This is a genomic window from Methylophilus sp. VKM B-3414 (assembly GCF_032248435.1).
In the GTDB taxonomy this organism is placed as follows: Bacteria; Pseudomonadota; Gammaproteobacteria; order Burkholderiales; family Methylophilaceae; genus Methylophilus; species Methylophilus glucosoxydans.
The window spans coordinates 19,021-35,642 of sequence record NZ_JAVTLI010000010.1; the positions used below are offsets into that span (position 1 = coordinate 19,021).

Annotated in this window: 24 protein-coding genes and 1 tRNA gene; 13 read left to right on the forward strand and 12 right to left on the reverse strand. The window is 49.4% G+C overall.

Annotated features, from left to right (window positions below):
- Positions 1–6: 6 nt before the first annotated feature.
- From Q9292_RS09895 to Q9292_RS09940, 10 genes are all read right to left on the reverse strand, one after another.
- Positions 7–1,995: a phage terminase large subunit family protein gene (locus Q9292_RS09895; RefSeq protein ID WP_313987492.1), complete on the reverse strand. Its 1,989-nt coding sequence runs from the start codon at positions 1,993–1,995 to the stop codon at positions 7–9.
- On the reverse strand, positions 1,995–2,555 hold the full coding sequence (locus Q9292_RS09900; protein ID WP_313987494.1) for a hypothetical protein: 561 nt from the start codon (positions 2,553–2,555) through the stop codon (positions 1,995–1,997). Before Q9292_RS09900 ends, Q9292_RS09895 begins: the two co-directional genes overlap by 1 nt.
- Before the next feature lie 150 nt (positions 2,556–2,705).
- The gene (locus Q9292_RS09905; RefSeq protein WP_313987496.1) at positions 2,706–3,467 is read right to left on the reverse strand and encodes a hypothetical protein; all 762 of its coding nucleotides are present in this window, start codon (positions 3,465–3,467) and stop codon (positions 2,706–2,708) included.
- Between the two features lie 314 nt (positions 3,468–3,781).
- On the reverse strand, positions 3,782–3,982 hold the full coding sequence (locus Q9292_RS09910) for a hypothetical protein (RefSeq protein ID WP_313987498.1): 201 nt from the start codon (positions 3,980–3,982) through the stop codon (positions 3,782–3,784).
- Between the two features lie 38 nt (positions 3,983–4,020).
- Positions 4,021–4,428, reverse strand: a complete 408-nt coding sequence (locus Q9292_RS09915) for a hypothetical protein (protein ID WP_313987501.1) — start codon at positions 4,426–4,428, stop codon at positions 4,021–4,023.
- A gap of 210 nt (positions 4,429–4,638) precedes the next feature.
- Complete coding sequence (locus Q9292_RS09920; protein WP_313987503.1) at positions 4,639–4,938, reverse strand: hypothetical protein; 300 nt, start codon at positions 4,936–4,938, stop codon at positions 4,639–4,641.
- Between the two features lie 283 nt (positions 4,939–5,221).
- Positions 5,222–7,687, reverse strand: a complete 2,466-nt coding sequence (locus Q9292_RS09925; protein ID WP_313987506.1) for a VapE domain-containing protein — start codon at positions 7,685–7,687, stop codon at positions 5,222–5,224.
- Positions 7,680–7,862, reverse strand: a complete 183-nt coding sequence (locus Q9292_RS09930; protein ID WP_313987508.1) for a hypothetical protein — start codon at positions 7,860–7,862, stop codon at positions 7,680–7,682. Before Q9292_RS09930 ends, Q9292_RS09925 begins: the two co-directional genes overlap by 8 nt.
- Entirely contained in the window at positions 7,859–8,221 is a 363-nt protein-coding gene (locus Q9292_RS09935; RefSeq protein WP_313987978.1) for a phage regulatory CII family protein, read from the reverse strand. Before Q9292_RS09935 ends, Q9292_RS09930 begins: the two co-directional genes overlap by 4 nt.
- Before the next feature lie 287 nt (positions 8,222–8,508).
- Positions 8,509–8,581 (reverse strand) — tRNA-Met (locus Q9292_RS09940).
- 67 nt (positions 8,582–8,648) lie between these two features.
- On the opposite strand from Q9292_RS09940, the gene Q9292_RS09945 reads away from it, so the two are divergent.
- Positions 8,649–8,945 carry a hypothetical protein gene (locus Q9292_RS09945; protein WP_313987511.1) on the forward strand — a complete coding sequence of 99 codons (297 nt, stop codon included), beginning with the start codon at positions 8,649–8,651 and terminating at the stop codon, positions 8,943–8,945.
- Positions 8,946–8,958: 13 nt separating this feature from the next.
- Here the strand turns inward: Q9292_RS09945 and Q9292_RS09950 are convergent, their stop codons facing one another.
- On the reverse strand, positions 8,959–9,219 hold the full coding sequence (locus Q9292_RS09950; protein ID WP_313987513.1) for a YdaS family helix-turn-helix protein: 261 nt from the start codon (positions 9,217–9,219) through the stop codon (positions 8,959–8,961).
- Between the two features lie 84 nt (positions 9,220–9,303).
- On the opposite strand from Q9292_RS09950, the gene Q9292_RS09955 reads away from it, so the two are divergent.
- The 11 genes from Q9292_RS09955 (at position 9,304) to Q9292_RS10005 (ending at position 14,492) form a co-directional block, all read left to right on the forward strand.
- Positions 9,304–9,690, forward strand: a complete 387-nt coding sequence (locus tag Q9292_RS09955) for a helix-turn-helix transcriptional regulator (RefSeq protein ID WP_313987515.1) — start codon at positions 9,304–9,306, stop codon at positions 9,688–9,690.
- A gap of 31 nt (positions 9,691–9,721) precedes the next feature.
- Positions 9,722–10,234 (forward strand): hypothetical protein, encoded by a 513-nt coding sequence (locus tag Q9292_RS09960; RefSeq protein ID WP_313987517.1) that lies wholly within the window; start codon positions 9,722–9,724, stop codon positions 10,232–10,234.
- 386 nt (positions 10,235–10,620) lie between these two features.
- Positions 10,621–10,863 carry a hypothetical protein gene (locus Q9292_RS09965; RefSeq protein WP_313987520.1) on the forward strand — a complete coding sequence of 81 codons (243 nt, stop codon included), beginning with the start codon at positions 10,621–10,623 and terminating at the stop codon, positions 10,861–10,863.
- Positions 10,864–10,868: 5 nt separating this feature from the next.
- Positions 10,869–11,117, forward strand: coding sequence for a hypothetical protein (locus tag Q9292_RS09970; protein ID WP_313987523.1), 249 nt, complete (start codon positions 10,869–10,871; stop codon positions 11,115–11,117).
- Positions 11,118–11,120: 3 nt separating this feature from the next.
- Positions 11,121–11,372 (forward strand): hypothetical protein, encoded by a 252-nt coding sequence (locus tag Q9292_RS09975; protein WP_313987526.1) that lies wholly within the window; start codon positions 11,121–11,123, stop codon positions 11,370–11,372.
- Positions 11,365–11,631, forward strand: coding sequence for a hypothetical protein (locus Q9292_RS09980; RefSeq protein ID WP_313987528.1), 267 nt, complete (start codon positions 11,365–11,367; stop codon positions 11,629–11,631). Before Q9292_RS09975 ends, Q9292_RS09980 begins: the two co-directional genes overlap by 8 nt.
- Positions 11,628–11,765, forward strand: coding sequence for a hypothetical protein (locus Q9292_RS09985; RefSeq protein ID WP_313987530.1), 138 nt, complete (start codon positions 11,628–11,630; stop codon positions 11,763–11,765). The genes Q9292_RS09980 and Q9292_RS09985 overlap by 4 nt, the downstream gene beginning before the upstream one ends.
- A gap of 145 nt (positions 11,766–11,910) precedes the next feature.
- A complete protein-coding gene (locus Q9292_RS09990) occupies positions 11,911–12,276 on the forward strand; it encodes a hypothetical protein (protein WP_313987532.1) in 366 nt (121 codons plus the stop codon).
- Positions 12,277–12,304: 28 nt separating this feature from the next.
- A complete protein-coding gene (locus tag Q9292_RS09995) occupies positions 12,305–12,754 on the forward strand; it encodes a hypothetical protein (protein ID WP_313987535.1) in 450 nt (149 codons plus the stop codon).
- Between the two features lie 18 nt (positions 12,755–12,772).
- Entirely contained in the window at positions 12,773–13,123 is a 351-nt protein-coding gene (locus tag Q9292_RS10000; RefSeq protein WP_313987538.1) for a four helix bundle protein, read from the forward strand.
- Between the two features lie 13 nt (positions 13,124–13,136).
- Positions 13,137–14,492: an RNA-directed DNA polymerase gene (locus Q9292_RS10005; protein ID WP_313987541.1), complete on the forward strand. Its 1,356-nt coding sequence runs from the start codon at positions 13,137–13,139 to the stop codon at positions 14,490–14,492.
- Between the two features lie 11 nt (positions 14,493–14,503).
- Here the strand turns inward: Q9292_RS10005 and Q9292_RS10010 are convergent, their stop codons facing one another.
- On the reverse strand, positions 14,504–14,836 hold the full coding sequence (locus tag Q9292_RS10010; RefSeq protein ID WP_313987543.1) for a hypothetical protein: 333 nt from the start codon (positions 14,834–14,836) through the stop codon (positions 14,504–14,506).
- A 17-nt stretch (positions 14,837–14,853) separates the two neighbouring features.
- Here Q9292_RS10010 and Q9292_RS10015 point away from each other — a divergent pair, with 17 nt between their 5' ends.
- Positions 14,854–16,605 carry a ParB/RepB/Spo0J family partition protein gene (locus Q9292_RS10015; protein ID WP_313987547.1) on the forward strand — a complete coding sequence of 584 codons (1,752 nt, stop codon included), beginning with the start codon at positions 14,854–14,856 and terminating at the stop codon, positions 16,603–16,605.
- Positions 16,606–16,622 lie beyond the last annotated feature (17 nt).

The window sequence follows — 16,622 nt, forward strand, 5'->3', positions numbered from 1 at the left end:
TTCCTTTTATCGTCCGCCACGAAGCCGCCCTATCAGGCTGCTGCGCGGTATTGCGTTGTTAACTCGTTTTGCTTGCTTAACTGCTGGTTGCTGCACTGGCTGAGGCTGGCTTACAGATTCCTGGTCAGGCTGATCAAACAAACTGCCGATGCGCGGTTGCACGCGCTCGCGGATTTGCTCCCATACTTTGCTGGGGTATTTGCTCACGCCTAGCCGCTCAAAGCACCACTCGGCATACACGGCGCCATCGAGCGGCTCGTTGCGAGCGTTGCTTGCGACTTTGACCCACATATAGCGGATGCCACGCGCGGTGCGTTGCGGAACGCGCTTTTCGGCGGTCAGGCCTTCAAAGTATTCAACCGGCAGCTGCTTACTCAGGCGGATGACACCCGGGCGTTTGAGCCGGTTATTGAGTAAGTCTTTTGCTGTGTTTACACCAACAAACCATAGCTTGCAGCCGCCTTTAATAATCTCGCCACGCCAGTTCACGTCGACGTTGCTGGCCTTGCCGAGTATTGGGATGCCTGGCTTGTGGTTGTCACCTTTGATCGCACTGATTTTGCGTCGTGGATCTGCACGGCGTACATAGTTGTAAACCATGTGGGTATAGTGCCCACCCGTGTCGATAGCCACCGCCTCAATTGGCAGGCTTTGCCCGCTGGCGTGTTTAAATCTTGTTTGCAGGTAAGCATCGAGCATTTGCCAGCTGCTTTCTTCCCCTGGGTCGCAGCGGATCACCTCGGGCTTAAGCGCGATGCGCAAGTCACCCTCACCCGCTGCCCAGGGGAAGCATTCAAAGCGATCATCTTGCATGTCTACGGCGCAGCAGATCAGCAGGCCACCCATGGGCACAATGGCTGGGTCATAATCCTCTGCCCTTTGCAACAGCTCGGTGGCGCTGTTTTGCTCGGCCTCTTCCTTGACGGTTTCGGCCAGGCGGGTGTTTACAAACGTGATGTACTTTTCGTTATTGCCTTTTTTTTGCAACTCAATGGCCAGCACAAACTGGCGGGCCATGTCTGCCCAGGTCAGCCAGCCTAGCGGGCTGTACAAGCTGGACAGGTGAAAGCTGCGGCGTAAGCCTTTACGCTCTGGGTATTTGGCAACCCACTCACCTACTGCCAGCATTTTTTCTTTGTGGTGCTCATCAATGAGCACGCTGCAGCCATCGCATAGATAGCGTGCAGTCTCTGGCAGGGCTTCGCCTGCCTCGTTTTTTAACCATTTGAGGTTTGCCCAGACCAGCACTTGCTTATGGCCACAGTGTGGGCATGGCACGTGATACTGTTCTTGCGTGCCCGCCAGGTAGGCGTTTTCTATAATGCTGTAGCCCTTGGGTTTTTTGGGGCTGCTACTGAGCAGCCGCTTGCGGCGGCGGAATGTATCTTGCCGCGCCACGGCAATGCTGATTGGGTCGCCCTGGCCACCGCAATCATCCGGGTAATCGTCCACCTCATCAAAGTGGATATATTTTGCTGGCATGGAGGCCAGCTCGGCTGCGCTATTTGCGCCGGTGATAATCAGCACGCCGCCTGTGAACTCTTTCATGCTGGCGCTGTTGGCTGCATCACGCGCCACGGCACTAGCCACCCGCTTGCGCAGGCTTGGACAGTTTGCAATCATGGGCCCCACGCGCTGGCGGCTGTAGCGTTTGCCAGTGTTGCCCGTGGCCTGGACGATCATGACCGGCGCCGGGGTTTCTTCAATAATGGTCCCGATCCAGTTAAGCCCGGCCTCGGACTTGACCAGCTGGGTGGCCGTCATCAGCACGACCTCTTCGCAGGGGTCGCTATCGCTTAATGCTTTGTAGATCTCGCGCGCAAATGGCGTCCTGTCAGTCCGCCAGGGGCCAGCCTCTGCACTGCCAGCTGGCAGGATGCGGTTCGCATCTGCCCATTCGTCCACATCCTTTGGGATGCGTGGCCGGAAGTGCTCGGCAAATAGCGAATCAATCAGCCGATAGGCATCGACTAATTGTGTATCTGGTGCGCCCATTACTGCGTGACGTGGGGCGCTTCAAGCGCGATCTGTGTCATGGCGCGGCGGATCTCGCTGCGCAGCATTTCATCGACTTTGCTGACATCGGTTTCAGCAGCAAGGATCGGCGCCAGGCGGTCGGCTACCGTGTTTAAATGTTCTTGCGCGGCCTTGAGTTTATTTGCCAGGGCGCGGCTGATATCCTCAACCCGGACCAACTCGCCGCGCTGTTTGGCCAATTGGATCTCAAGCAGCTGGCGGCGGACGTTTTCTGTCTCGGCCTTTTCTTCACTCAGTACAGACGTCTGGACGCCGGTTTTTTCACCTGCCAGCGGCAGCTGAGAAGCGCCCGGCAAATCTGCTTGGGTGCGTTCAAAATCCTTGAGGCTGCCACGCTCTTGCTGCAGTGGGTTGGTGTTTTGCGCCCACTGTATATCTGCGACGGCTGGATCAATTTTTGCACGGCCCTTTTCATCCGGCACAGTGCTGATACGATTATTGGCAATCGCTTTCTGGACCGCCGACAACCTTACATTGCGGTGACGTGCATATGCGCGCAAACTCAGCAATTCACGCATTTGACCACCCCGGAAAATTCATCCTGAAAAAATTGACCACTCAAAAACACTACATGACCACCAAAGCGACCACCCCACAAACAAGCCACTAACTAGCTTAAAAGCGTGGTTCGAATTACCCTCGGCAGCGACAACCCCAGGAAGGACCCGTTAACGCTGACTAGCCAGTGCGGCCTGCAAGCTGGCGTCCATGTTTGGTTTGTACCGCCGATTAATTACCTGCTCGGATGTTTCATAAAATCTAAACCGGCGCTTGTAGTTGACTGACTTCACAAAGATGAAGATCGGTCGCACCGCACTACCCGATGCGAAGTTAATGCGCTGGTATATCCCTGGCTGCAACTTACCTTTAAGGCCAACAGCAAAGTATGTGACCTGCTGGCCTATAGCTTTAGATGCCCGACGATCAAACCTTGCACGGCCCTTGGCATCCATGTTTGCCTTATACCCTTGCTCACCAAATGAGCGAAAGTAGCTAAGCATTTGCACAATCAAGCGCGAGGGAATATTGCCGTACTGGTCCAGTGGGCAGGCTTCACCAGGCACCACGTAGTAACCGGCTGGCATGATGCCAGCATTAATCAAAGCCCGCTCAAAGCGCTTAACCTTACGTGTGCCGCCATCAATCTGTGGCCGCAAGAAGTTTTCAGCGGGCGTGCCCTTAAACGTGTCTGACTTAATCCAGACTCTAGCCTCCGGCTTATCTTTGGTCGCAGGCTTTAAAAAAAAAGCGTTACGTGCGTAAGGCGTTGCTCGGTCAAACACTTCGTCGACTTGCTTTTGCTCGGCTGCCATCACATCCTGAGCCGTGCGCGTCAGTGCTACCACATTGGCAAACTGCACCTGCTTTTGAAACTTGCGCAGGTCATTGATGACCTGATCTTTCGGAAACTGTCCGCTAATCTTGATCATCGTTTAACCCGGTGCGCATGCAGTCGTTCGGCCCTGCATGCGATATCATGGTCCCCTTTGGCTTAGCCGTGTCGCCTCCGGTTCATCCCTCTCTCACGTTATAGTGTTCATCCCGGGTACAGCGTCCGGGGCCGCTCCAGGCATCTTGCATGCGGCTGATTGTATGGGGTCTATATCCAGACAAATTGTATAAATTGCAGTGGTTGAGCCCAATAAAAAAGCCGCTCTGAGTAAACAGAACGGCTTTCATTAAACGCAACTACACACAATTTACCGCATTTATACATGCTTTGTCGGATCGGTGCAAGTGTTTTTTAATCCCCGGTCAATGCACTTTCATTCCACCAAACTTCTGTCGCTCTGCCATCACCAGCCATATAGCGTACAAAATAGCGGTTCTCATCATGCAAATACTGAGCTCTGCCAATTACTTCACCTTGCTCGCCTGAAACTAAAATTACTACTTGCTGACCTAACTCAAGCTTAAAATCACCGTCATTCAATGCAATACTCATATAACTCTCCTTCATTGAGCACCAAAGGCCGGTGCCGCCTACTTCCGAATGTGCGCCAGCACATCATTCTCATGAAAGCCATCCATCATCAGCCGATGCCCTTTTTCCAACCAGGCATACAACGTGTCACGATGGCAGTCAAACTCTTTAGCCAGCAATTGAGCAGTGCTGGTCGCTGTGGGCACGGCATGGCCCCCAACAAAATCAACCCCGTAAAACATGTGCATCACCCTAAAAATCTTTTCATCTTGTTTTTTGATTTTCAACATGATGGCGTCTACTTCCATGGCGTCAGAGTCCAGATCAGGGACATAACCAGCATTGCCGCCACTCGCCGCAAGGCGCGTATATGAACATTGCTTAGGATACCCAAGCGCACCGCCTTCTCGCTTCAATAGCCAGCCTGTCCACTGCACCATGCGTCTATTCACATATGTGTTTAACATCGCCCTATCCCTTCAACTCAAAATACTTGCAATTGGGGCCAATACCTGGCACCCGTTTATGAAACTTCACCGCTTTATCATTGCTGCAATACCAGCGGTTCAATGCTGAAACACAGTGATCGCAAACCCTGCAGCCTAATTGGTGGATTTGATCATCTGCCACAATATCCGCAGGATCGCGGCTGTAATACCTGGCTGGCAAAACTGTATTCATCGCCGCCTCCTATTCGAAAAAACCTCATTACGCTTGGCAGCATGCCCCAGGGCCATATACTCATCCGCGCTGATTTCATGCATTTGTTCAACCAGCCGATACACCCGCGTTTTAATCTCTCGCCCGCCTTCGGCCATGTAGATCGTTTTGGCACCGGCAAACAACTCAGGGCACAAAGCGTGCAATTCAGCTACCAAAGCCGTAGATGCCGGAAACTGTTCAGCCACACCGCTTTTCGGTTTTTCTTGGTGCAAAACCGGCTGGGCTGGGCGTTCAAACTCATCAAACTGGCTCATGTTCCACACCTTCCAAACCTAAGCGCCAAGGTGTGGAAGCCTGAAAGCCTTTTATTTGCTTGTTGTTCCATACCTTCCATACCTTCCATACCAAAAAGATACAGGTGTGTACACGCGTGCGCGCACGTGTGTGTGCGCCTGTGCATGTACGTGAGTGAAAAGGTGTGGAAGGTATGGAAGGTATGGAAACCCCGCGCCATTGCTTGTTTCCAGCCTTCCATACCTAAAATTGCAGGTGTGGAAGGTGTGGAAGTTTTAACCGCATTACCATGGGATATCATCATCAACCCCCCCCTGGATTTTGTTGCGGCTGTGATGCATCAGCGCCGGTTGTCGACGTGGCCAGTTTTCTTTCTGGTGGCTTGTACCAAAACCGGTGTTCACTGTTGCGTTTTTCCACGCGCTTACAGTCCAGCTGGCGCAGTGCATTGCCAATCCTGGTTTGTATATCGCGTGAGATTTTTGAGGCGTCCATGCCGAGGCACTCGGTGGCCACCATATAAAGGGTAAATTCCTGATCTTTAAGCAAGCCTGATCGCTGATACACCCATTCTTCAATACCGTCCACGAATGACTCCGTGATGGTGCGTTTCAGCTGCTCTTTGTCGAATAGACGTTCCTGTTCGTCCTGCGTGGGCCAGTATCGCTGCCCTGCGTTCACTCGCTCAACGGCTTCGGCAAACAACTGATCGCGCACCTCGCGCAGGCCATCAATGTCAATTTGCGTCGTGACCTCAATCGGCCAAAAGCGCCTGCCACCTGTCGGGTCTTTATTCCACTCCCATTCGTTGGTGGTGCCAGCAAAAACCAGCTGACGCGGCACACGGATCTCCCTGCGCCCATACACAGGCCGATATTCATCAACCTGACGACTTAAAAACGATTTTTGCTTGGTGGCCTCTGCCTTGGCTACAGACCCCATTTCACTAAACTCATAAAGCATCTTTCCGCGCAATGCACTCATCGAGTCTTTGTTATGCAAATCAAGGTCGGTGTCGCCATACCAATCACCACCAATCACAGCCAGTGCGGTTGATTTCTTGCGGCCTTGCGGGCCTTCAATCACCAGGCAATAGTCAAACTTGCAGCCAGGCTCAAATACCCGCTTAACCATACCCATAAAAAACCAGCAGCCAACACGCTGGGTGTATTCGTTATCCGCCACACCCATGTATTCATGCATCCAGCCCAGCAGCCGTTTTTTACCATCCCATTTAAGACTTTTTAGCCAATCCCTCGGAGGGTTAACAGGGTTATTTCTTGCCGCAACCTCAACCGCCTCAGCCACCAGTGCCGTGCTTGGGCTAAATCGCCATATCTTGGTGATCCACATCGCTAGGCGGGCATCATCTTGCGTATCCCACTCACCCGCTTCGCCAGAGTTATTCCAAAACGGTGGCGCTTTGAGCTTGATAACCCGCTGCGCAAACTCATCAAACGCTAAAATACCTCTCCAGCGCTCATCGTTTTCAATAATGTCGACAATGTTTGCCAGGCACGGCGTGATGTCATAAGTTTTGTTACGCAGAAGATAACCAACCCACTTAGGCTTTTCATCTTTTTCCGCGTCAGCGGGGGTAGCGGTAGATTGCTCTTTTGAGTTATCAGCAACCAGCGTTAAAGCTGGCCGTGTTTTTGTAATAAATGCAGTCAATGCAGCTGCATTCATGCCATCGTCGTGGATTGCATCGTAAATATCCCAGCCGCCCGGCTTTTCTCCCGGGGCTGGTATATCAATAATGTGAAACTCAGTCGCAGGGTCAAGCTCAAGCAGCTTGTCGCGGATTTTGAGCATCGCCAGCATGCCTGGCTGTTTTTCCTCGGGCAACAAAGGCTTACTGGCCGGGTCCACACCCTGCTCTTTTTCTTCACTGGTCAGCTTTTCGCGCTGCGCGTCACAGTCTGGCCATGCGTAAATCTTGCGGCCAGCCAAGGGTAACCAGTCAACCTTATCAATCGCCTTACTACCACCTGGCCAACTCACTGGCACACCTTGAATCATATCCAGAGGCGCATCGGCACACTTTTCACCCTCAACCAGCAGCACATAAGCGTCCGGTTTAGCCGCAAGCCTATCAAGGCCATATATCGGGCGGTTCGGCTCTGGCCACTGCATCCAGCGCCATTCATGCTTGCCAGTTTTCTGGTTTTTGCAATAGGTGAGCGGCAGCGTTTCTTTACCACCGTCTGAGCTGTTAAAGCGATACACATAGCCAAGCAGCTGGCCGTTAGCATCCTTGTACTCCCACTTTAGGGCAGGCAATCCACGGTGACGGTGAGCCAATGGCGCTTCTTCAGCACCCGCTGGTACCGGCATCACAGGGTGCCAGGGTGATTCCTCTTTTGGCTTGCTTTGCTTGATGGTGGCAGGGTCAATAATCGGCGCTTTGCGCTCACGTGGCTGGCTTTCTGCTGGGCGGCAACCTTCAGGCAGTTTGAAGCCGATCTGGTCAGCGACCTCTATGGCGGCTTCCCATTGCTCTAAACCAAAAATGTATGCATAAAGGCTGATTAAATCAGTGCCAGCATCAGGCGTGGCAAAATCACCCCAACGCCCTATATGCTTTGAATCACCCGAGATATTGATGGCAAATGAATTAGGCTTAGAGTCTGCCCTGTTTGGGTTGCATACAAAATATTCCTGCCCAGTTTTTTTTCCACCAGGCAGCCAAGCACGTACTAGACTTTCAGCAGCGTTATTTGCAGCCTGTGCAATCTCCGCATAAGGAATAGGCGTTAACTTAGCCAACTTGCAGACCCTTCGATAATTTCACGATCAGGCCAAGTACTTGCTGCTCACTCAGTCTGTAGGCCAGCTGCAACTCTTGGATGACTGCTTTTACTTTCCAATCTTGGCCATTTCTAAGCTTGTAAGTTAAAAACTCAGAGGCCATCGACTGCAAATCATTTGGTGAATACTTCATCGCACCACCCTTGCCACGCTCTGTTCAAATTGCAGCAAGGCTGCAACGGTGTCATGCACTTCTTTGCTGATCTGCAAATATTCAGCCTGGGTGATCACGCCATCAGCAAAACCAGCCTGAAAACGCTGGCTGGTTTCGCCCAGCTCGCGGGCAATATTCATAAAATCATCCAGCAGCGCCATATCACTCTCCGGCACCGCTGGCAGACTCACAACAATCGCATTTGCTTTGGCGGCAAAATACTTTGCAAGCTCAAAATTCAAATCCAGCCTGCGCACAATCGCCTCAAACTGGATCAGGTTTAAGCAATCCGGCTCATAATTCGGGTTTAGCTTATTATTCAAAACCTGCGCCCCCATTTGGTTTGTGCGCCCGTCATTAATCTCAGCTAGCGCCCGCACCAAGCCATCAGGCGACAGTGCAACCAGCTTTTGAAGCTTTGTAGTTAATTCCACGTGTGCATCCTCCGTTTATTCACGTTCTTATTTTTTAACGCCACTGCCATACTCCACCCATGCAAAAAAAAGCCGTCCAAAGCCAAAAGGCTAAGGACGGCACAGGGAGGATATAGATGTACGCATGCAAAACTGCTGCACAGGCACAAATTGGTATACAAGCACACCAGGTATACCAGCTGGACCAACGGTTGCGGGGGCTGGATTCGAACCAGCGACATTCGGATTATGAGTCCGGCGCTCTGCCAACTGAGCTACCCCGCGAAAAAGGCGGGCGGCCAATCTGCTATAGTTTAGTTTCCACACAAAACTTTTCACAAAAAGGCTACCCATGGATAACACCATCAAACTGCTGCCCATCAGCTGGTACACAGCCGAAGAGTATGACGCCGCGATCAGCATCATGGCCGACAGGGATAACCTCCCCCGGTCTTACGACGCTTGGCTCAAAAAAGCCATACATACCGAGCAACAAGCGATTGCCAGCGGATATGCCGTCCAGCGCGTCATCATCAATCCCAAAGAATTTAGTCGTTGGTGTCACGACCGCGGCTTGGATATCAACGCCGAAGCAAGAGGACGCTACATCACAGAGGTCGCGATCAATAGCAAAAGCGGCAATCGCTGAATGTAGCTGCATATCAAGCCACCTCGCGCAAATGTTCTGGCAAGCCGTCTTGCGGATGTGGGTAAAGGTCCGGGCGCAATTCGTGAGGGGTAACTTGCCAGTTAACTGCCTCACTTGCCTTAATCACAAACTCAGCTGGTATACCCAACTTTGTCGTGTTTACCCACTTCCATACATGCGCTTGAGTGATCGGATTCCTTTCATCCCTCAACGCATTAGCAAGTGCGCTTTGCCCATCGGCCAATTCGATTAAACGTTTAAGGTTTTCATTCATGCCGCAATCATATAACCGCAGTTATATTTTAGTCAATAACCATAGTTGTTTTACTTTAAAAAACCATGGTTGTATTTTCTAGAAATGAAATTTAACGAACGTTTAAAGTGGGCCCGAGAAAACGCAGGCTTTACTCAGCAAGAACTTGTCGACTTATTGCCTACAGACGAAAATGGCAAACCTATGATGTCCCAGGCCAATCTGGCAAAGATGGAGAAAAACGAAAATACAGTGGGATCTAACTTTTCATACTTCATTGCCAAGGTCTGCAATGTCAGTCCTGAATGGCTGATTTTTGAAATTGGAAAACCTGAAATTGATGTTTACTCTGTTTCAGTAAATGACCCAGAGTATAAAGTTTTGCAAGTAATGCAACAGATGCAACCTTACATGAAATCACAAGCTGCAAGACTTCTTGATTCGCTTGCTGAACCAACCCAAGAACCTAACGGTAAACACAACTCCAAATAACTTAATCATCCTTAAAAGAATGGAGGATTAGATGCGTTTTATATTAATTTTAATGCTTATACCCAACCTCCTTTTTGCTGACGATGAACCAGGAGGTTGGGTCGAGCCAGGTGGATATGATTACAAAGCTGTAGAAGCAAAAGCAGCTAAAGAAAAAAAAGAAGCAGAAGAAAAAGCAAAGAAGGTACTTAATAATAAAAAAGCAAAAATTACAGCTTACCAAAAAACTCCTGAATACTTTAACAAACTAAATGACATTGATTTATGCATTAAAAGTGGCATTCTGGAAAGAAAAAATAGTGATATTACAAATGTTGTTTATGCAGAAATAAAAAAAAGAAACTTCCCATACACCCCCAAACATCCTGCTGTATTAAAAAAACATGTCCAAATTGGAATGAGCGACTGTGAATTACTCGCCAGCTGGGGAAAACCTGATCGTATAAATAAACATGTAACTGCAAGGCATATTCACAAGCAACATGTTTATTACAGAACATACGTTTATTCAGACGATGGGTTTGTAACCAGCTGGCAGGAGTAAAAGAATATTCCTACAGTTTTCTTTCTGCCGAACCTAATTCTGCAATTTTTTTTTCTGCAAACCCCACAGAGCTATGACTCAGTTACTAGCTTTCTTGGAATCCAACAATATTCACCATTCGAAGTATCATCGCATTGATCATTATCCGGCCATACGATAACTACACGTTCACTCGAAAGCTTATCTAAGTCAGCACTAATATTAATTAACTCTTCGGTCATGAATCACCCTTTCTACCCGCCACCAGGCGGGTTTTTTATTACCAAAATAATTAAATAATCATCAACTGCGAAAAAATAATACCACAAAATATAACCTAGGTTATTGACATATTAATAACCATGGTTATATCATGCACCCATCATCAACACACAAAGGTGTGAAACATGGTTGCAGACTATCAATCTCAGACAAGTGGATCAGGCGCTTTTAAGCATGTTCGCGTGCTTGATGGCATTGTTTATGCGCACAATATCCATGACGCGATCCAGATCGTTGATGAAGCGATTCTGGCATTGACCGACCTTGATCTTAATGATCGCCAACGCAAAGCCGCAGGGTTAAACGCTCAATTTAGCCTTTCGTATCTTAAAGGCGCCCTCTACGCATATGAGGGGACGCCAGCATGATCGCCATGGCAACCCGCTGCATTCGTGATGACAGTAACGACAAGCAGTTTGTTGATTACTGGAATAACGCTTCCAAAGCTGTCCGCGCCAAGTTGCTAACAGACGCTGGCCGCAACCCTAACTACAAATACCGCGCTTGGGACTTTATCCCCCACGAAATCCGCGTGGATGTAGTCACCATTATCAAACGCGCTACACAAGCGCCTAAACCACGCACCGCCCCAAACCCTAACCACTGGTACAACAAGGACTAAGCCATGCACAGCAAACACATCGGCCTTAATGGCGCCATTTTTAGCACTTTCTGCTACCCATACACCGACACGCTTGACCAGGGGCGAGTTGCGGCATACGGCCTCATGACCGTCAATGCGCACGGTGTGCGCTCAACGCTTGAGTTTAACCTGGGTAAAGAGCAGGCGCTGGAAATGATCAAGTCACTTGAGCAGCACCTCGAAAACATCCACCAAGCAGAAAAATCACTCTCACAGGAGGCCACACATGTGTAACCGTCACGAATTGCCACCGCTCATCGAGCATGACGTGCCTGGCATCGTCAGCAATCGCATCAAGCGGAAAGACATCCCCCTGGATACATCAGACCCTATTGATCTTGACCCGATCACAGAAAGCATTTTCAAAGGCTTGCGCAATGCCTTAATCATCATGGCCGTTGCCGCCATCTTGATTTGGGGCGGTTACAACGCCTTTAAGTTTTATCAGGTAACAAAACCTATCCTCGCCATGGGCGACTGGAGTCAGCAATGAATAAACCACTGACACCACAACCCATCGGCCTCATCAGCAAACAAAACTGGCTGCGCCGCGTGCCACGTTTCTTGTGGCTGCTCGCTACAACCAACTACAAGGTGCGCGTGGCTTGGCACCAGGCAGCGAGGTAATCATGCAGCGCCATGAACACCGACAAAGCGCCTATGCGGTCAACAAATACAACTATCAAGCACTGATTGCATTTGTGTCTGTTGTCGCTGCTTTTTTAATCATAGGACTTTTCTCTTAACCCAACCAACCAAAGGAGTATTTGATATGCAACTCATCTTACCAACTCTTAATCCAGGCGAAATTAACGCCGGGTTAATCATGAACGCTAACGGCACCGCGTCACACTGGCTGATTTTGCTGCCTGGTGACAAAAATGACGGCAATTGGCACGACGCAAAAACATGGGCCAAAGAACAAGGCGGCGAACTGCCAACACGCAACGAGCAATCACTACTGTTTGCCAATGCCAAACCAGAATTTAAGAGCGACTGGTACTGGTCAGGAGAACCCCATGCAGAAAATTCAGAGTGGGCTTGGTTTCAGCACTTCAGCTATGGTGGCCAGTACGGCAGTCACAAGAGCAACGACGATTGCCGCGCCCGCGCTGTCCGCAGAATCTCAGTCATTTAATCATTTAGTCATTTAAAGGATGTTTTCAATGAGTACATCTATCGAAGAAATCGAACGTAAACATGAGGAAATCGGCAAGATGATTGCGATCCTCAAGGCTTTAAAAACCACTTTTCCACGCACTATAGAAGCGCCAGAACTTCGTGAAGGTGAAATCTATGTCGGCACATTCATCAATGCAAATGGCACCGGCCATCACACCATCTTACTACCAGGCGATAAGGATGACAGCAATTGGCAGGATGCAATTGATTGGGCAAAGGAAAAAGGCGGTGATTTACCAAACCGTATTGAGCAATCAATGTTATTTGCCAACCATAAGGGCCTATTTCAAGAAAATTGGTATTGGACCAATACCACGCATCACAAAGAGTCAGAGTGGGCTTGGTGTCAGGGCTTCAGCAATGGTAACCAGTACGGCACTCGCGAGAGCCACGACCTTTGCCGCGCCCGCGCTGTCCGCAGATTAGAAATTTAGTCATTTAGTAATTTAATTATGGCAAACCACACAACCCTGCCCATCTACAAAGTTGCTTACGATTTGCTAAAAGCAATTGTAGAAATCACCAAAAATATGCCTCGAGAATTTAAGCAAAGCATAGGTGGAAAGCTACGTGACGAATGCGTCGAAATCGTCACGCTGATTTTCAGGGCTAATGTTTCATCAGATAAAGGTAGGCACCTGATAAACCTGATTGAGCGCTTACAGGTGTGTGAGCTCCTATTACGGCTGGCCAGAGATATGCGCCTGATTTCAACGGGCCAATATGCAAAAGCCATCCAGTTAACCGACAGCATTGGCAAACAAGCCAATGGCTGGCGCAAATCCGCATCGTCCGCTTCATAAAGGTTAAGGCCCTATGACTGCACGATTAAATAATCTGGTTTTACCGCTGGCTCAAAAGGCCACCGCCATGCGCATCACAGATACCGCTGATAGCAATCAGGAACGGTCTGGCGCAGTTTCCATGCTGATCGGCAATAGCCTTCGGCAAGGTGACGTAGATAGTAAAACGATTCAGAGTGGGCTTGGTATCAGAACTTCAACAATGGTAACCAGAACAACAATCACAAGAGCAACAACAATTGCCGCGCCCGCGCTGTCCGCAGATCATTACAACAGCTTCACTTTCCCGCAATTGGTACAAGCATACCTCGATTGCAGAAAGCGCAAACGCAATACAGAAAGCGCCCTAGAGTTCGAGCAGAACCTAGAGCGCAATCTTGTTAACCTGTTTGACGAACTCAAGGCAGGCACCTACACACCAGGCAAAAGCATTTGCTTTGTTATCACCAGACCAAAGCCTCGCGAAGTATGGGCGGCAGAGTTTCGTGACCGAATTGTGCATCATCTGTTTTACAACGCTATTGCACCTAGGTTCTATGCCACATTTATTGCCGATAGCTGCGCATGCATCCCAGGGCGCGGCACATTATATGCAGCACAGCGCCTAGAGAAAAAAATACGCAGCGCCACACAAAACTGGTCACAGCCATGCTTTTATCTTAAGTGTGACCTTGCCAACTTCTTTGTGGCAATTGATAAAAACATCCTGCATACGCAACTGGCTAAACGCATTGATGAGCCATGGTGGCTATCATTGGCTAAGGTCATACTATTTCACGACCCACGCCAAAACTATGAGTTACGCGGTGACCCAGCCAAGCTGGCACTGGTGCCAGAGCATAAGCGCTTGGCATTGCAGTCGGGCAACTGCGGTTTACCTATTGGCAATTTAAGCTCGCAGTTTTTTGCGAACATCTACCTTAATGAGCTGGACCAGTTCATCAAACACCGCATCGGCGCCAAGCACTACATCCGATATGTGGACGATTTCGTGTTACTGCATGAATCATCAAAATGGCTGAATCAGGCACTGCAACAAATCAATGAATTTCTGCCACAACAACTGCATGCAAAGCTAAACCCACGCAAAACATTATTGCAGCCAGTCAGTCGTGGCGTGGACTTTGTTGGCCAGGTCATGAAACCATGGCATCGCCACACCAGAAAACGCACAGTCAACACTGCACTGGCAAGACTTAAACAAACAAATTCACATGATCAATTCGTTGTTGGTAACAGCTATCTAGGCTTAATGGGACAGTCCACCGCAAGCCATCACAACAAAACCAGAGTCGCCAAAATAATGATGCAGCACGGATTCACCGTGAAATCAGATATGAGCAAAGTGTTTAGAAAAACGCGCCCATGATAAATCACACTCTAATTATACGATTTATATCTTTTCAATGTCTTTGCCTTAGTTGGCACAGGGTCCAGGGGCTTTCGTTTTTTCAAAGCTATGTCATCCGCCTGGCTAAATTTATCACGCCTGGCTGCAAACACATTGTCAGAAAAATCCGTTTTAAGCTTTTGCTGATCTGCCCTGTTAGCCATGCAAGCCTCTGTGCCCCGCTCGGTCACCACATAGCCCAGCAAGTCAGCTGCTATCAAGCCTTGCTTAATCAAGTAATCAACAAGCTCCGGCGCCGCCGAGGTCGCCCCGGAATCCGCTATCTCATCAATCACGTTTAGCTGCACTTTTGATAAATACATTTTTTTAAGGGATTGCTATGCTCAATTTTCAAGAATTACCCATAGATTCACTGTCACCCAGCCCAACCAACCCACGCAAGCGCTTTAATGAAAAAGAGCTGCAGGATCTCGCCGCCAGCATCAAAGAAAAAGGCGTCATGCAGCCAATATTGGCGCGCCCAATGCCTGGATTATTTGAAAGCTACGAGATTGTAGCCGGGGAACGTCGCTGGCGGGCCAGCAAACTGGCCGGGCTTGAAACCATCCCTGCCACAGTCCGCGAGCTGGACGACATTGAAACCCTGCAGCTGCAAATCATCGAAAACATGCAGCGCTCTGACCTGCACCCACTTGAAGAGGCACAGGCCCTGCAAAACATGCTGCAAGCCACCGGTAGCAATGGCCACAAGCAATGGACGCATGAAGAGCTAGGCACAAAAATCGGCAAATCCAGATCCTATGTCTTTGCCAGCCTCAACCTGCTAAAACTCAGCAACTTTGCTAAAGACAAGTTTCTAGAAGATAAATTCGGGCGCGAAACCGCCCTGCTGGTTTCACGCGTACCAGGTGAAAAGCTTCAGGAAAAATTGGTGACAGCCATCGTTCAAAGCGAATTATCATATCGCGCCGCCAAGGACTACATCCACCGCGACTTTACTTTTGACCTGACCAAAGCCACCTGGGATAAGTTTGACGAAACTGTACTGGCAGAGACACCCAGCTGCGCTAAATGCCCCAAACGCAGCGGCAACTATCCCGAGCTGCATCCGGACATTGAGAGTCCAGACGTCTGCACTGACCCAACATGCTATAGCAATAAAAAAGCCGCTTATGCCGACCGTGTGATTAAAACCATGCCACGGGTGATTCATGGGGACGAAGCCAAGCAGGTCGCGCCTTATGGCTACGATTATTTCATTACAAATGGCTATGTGCGCAGCCTGGATAAAGTGGAAGTTGATGGATTTAACGCTGCAGAAATCCTTGGAGATGACGCGCCAGAACCGTTTAAATTGGTTGATGAGAAAAAAAATATCAATCTTGTTTACCAAGAAAACGAGGTAATAACCCTAGTCAAAGAAAAGCTGGCCGAAAAAATAGCCAGCGGCGAATTACAGCCGCCAAAAACGCAAAATCCACCTGGGAAATCACGTCAGCAGCTTCAACGTGAGCGGCAAGAACCCATTGCAGCTCAAATAAATGAAAATTTTAGAAACTATTTAAAGACCTGCCTGCAAATTATTGATGACCAGGGCAAAACAGAAGATTGCCAGTATCAATTTCTATCGTTCATTAACACCCGTTTTGCGGACTTCATGGAGTACAACGGAGATTTAGATTTTTTCTACGAAACATTTAACACCCAAAACCTAACCCCCCAACAAATGCTAATCAGCATTTTATGTTTGGATTTAGTTAGCTCTCTTGAAATTGGGATTTGGGATCTAAACGATAACGATGAACTTGAAGAAGACGAAGATCGAGAAGCAACCTTAAACACGCTAAAAAACCTCACCGGCGTTGCCCCCCCCCCACTTCCTGCTGCGCAAGCGCAAGAATTGACGCCCGAGCCCGAGGCGCCCGAGCCGGTTGCCGAAACCCCGGCCGCTAACGCGACCCCTACGGTCGAGACGTCTGAACCCGCCGATACCCCTACGCCCGCTCCGCTGGACGCAGAAAAAGCTGCCGAAGCTGCCCGCTTCGCGGCCATTCGTGAAAAAGCCGAAGCAAAACGCGCCCGTAAAGCCGCGAAAAAATCACAAAAGGAGTCCGCCCAAGCGGACGCTTAATCAAGCCCTGGCCGATT

Coding starts and splice junctions, on each gene's coding strand:
- Q9292_RS09895 (WP_313987492.1), bottom strand. CDS start 1,995: ATGGGCGCACCAGATACACAATTAGTCGATGCCTATCGGCTGATTGAT.
- Q9292_RS09900 (WP_313987494.1), bottom strand. CDS start 2,555: ATGCGTGAATTGCTGAGTTTGCGCGCATATGCACGTCACCGCAATGTA.
- Q9292_RS09905 (WP_313987496.1), bottom strand. CDS start 3,467: ATGATCAAGATTAGCGGACAGTTTCCGAAAGATCAGGTCATCAATGAC.
- Q9292_RS09910 (WP_313987498.1), bottom strand. CDS start 3,982: ATGAGTATTGCATTGAATGACGGTGATTTTAAGCTTGAGTTAGGTCAG.
- Q9292_RS09915 (WP_313987501.1), bottom strand. CDS start 4,428: ATGTTAAACACATATGTGAATAGACGCATGGTGCAGTGGACAGGCTGG.
- Q9292_RS09920 (WP_313987503.1), bottom strand. CDS start 4,938: ATGAGCCAGTTTGATGAGTTTGAACGCCCAGCCCAGCCGGTTTTGCAC.
- Q9292_RS09930 (WP_313987508.1), bottom strand. CDS start 7,862: ATGAAGTATTCACCAAATGATTTGCAGTCGATGGCCTCTGAGTTTTTA.
- Q9292_RS09935 (WP_313987978.1), bottom strand. CDS start 8,221: ATGGGGGCGCAGGTTTTGAATAATAAGCTAAACCCGAATTATGAGCCG.
- Q9292_RS09945 (WP_313987511.1), top strand. CDS start 8,649: ATGGATAACACCATCAAACTGCTGCCCATCAGCTGGTACACAGCCGAA.
- Q9292_RS09950 (WP_313987513.1), bottom strand. CDS start 9,219: ATGAATGAAAACCTTAAACGTTTAATCGAATTGGCCGATGGGCAAAGC.
- Q9292_RS09955 (WP_313987515.1), top strand. CDS start 9,304: ATGAAATTTAACGAACGTTTAAAGTGGGCCCGAGAAAACGCAGGCTTT.
- Q9292_RS09960 (WP_313987517.1), top strand. CDS start 9,722: ATGCGTTTTATATTAATTTTAATGCTTATACCCAACCTCCTTTTTGCT.
- Q9292_RS09965 (WP_313987520.1), top strand. CDS start 10,621: ATGGTTGCAGACTATCAATCTCAGACAAGTGGATCAGGCGCTTTTAAG.
- Q9292_RS09970 (WP_313987523.1), top strand. CDS start 10,869: ATGGCAACCCGCTGCATTCGTGATGACAGTAACGACAAGCAGTTTGTT.
- Q9292_RS09975 (WP_313987526.1), top strand. CDS start 11,121: ATGCACAGCAAACACATCGGCCTTAATGGCGCCATTTTTAGCACTTTC.
- Q9292_RS09980 (WP_313987528.1), top strand. CDS start 11,365: ATGTGTAACCGTCACGAATTGCCACCGCTCATCGAGCATGACGTGCCT.
- Q9292_RS09985 (WP_313987530.1), top strand. CDS start 11,628: ATGAATAAACCACTGACACCACAACCCATCGGCCTCATCAGCAAACAA.
- Q9292_RS09990 (WP_313987532.1), top strand. CDS start 11,911: ATGCAACTCATCTTACCAACTCTTAATCCAGGCGAAATTAACGCCGGG.
- Q9292_RS09995 (WP_313987535.1), top strand. CDS start 12,305: ATGAGTACATCTATCGAAGAAATCGAACGTAAACATGAGGAAATCGGC.
- Q9292_RS10000 (WP_313987538.1), top strand. CDS start 12,773: ATGGCAAACCACACAACCCTGCCCATCTACAAAGTTGCTTACGATTTG.
- Q9292_RS10005 (WP_313987541.1), top strand. CDS start 13,137: ATGACTGCACGATTAAATAATCTGGTTTTACCGCTGGCTCAAAAGGCC.
- Q9292_RS10010 (WP_313987543.1), bottom strand. CDS start 14,836: ATGTATTTATCAAAAGTGCAGCTAAACGTGATTGATGAGATAGCGGAT.
- Q9292_RS10015 (WP_313987547.1), top strand. CDS start 14,854: ATGCTCAATTTTCAAGAATTACCCATAGATTCACTGTCACCCAGCCCA.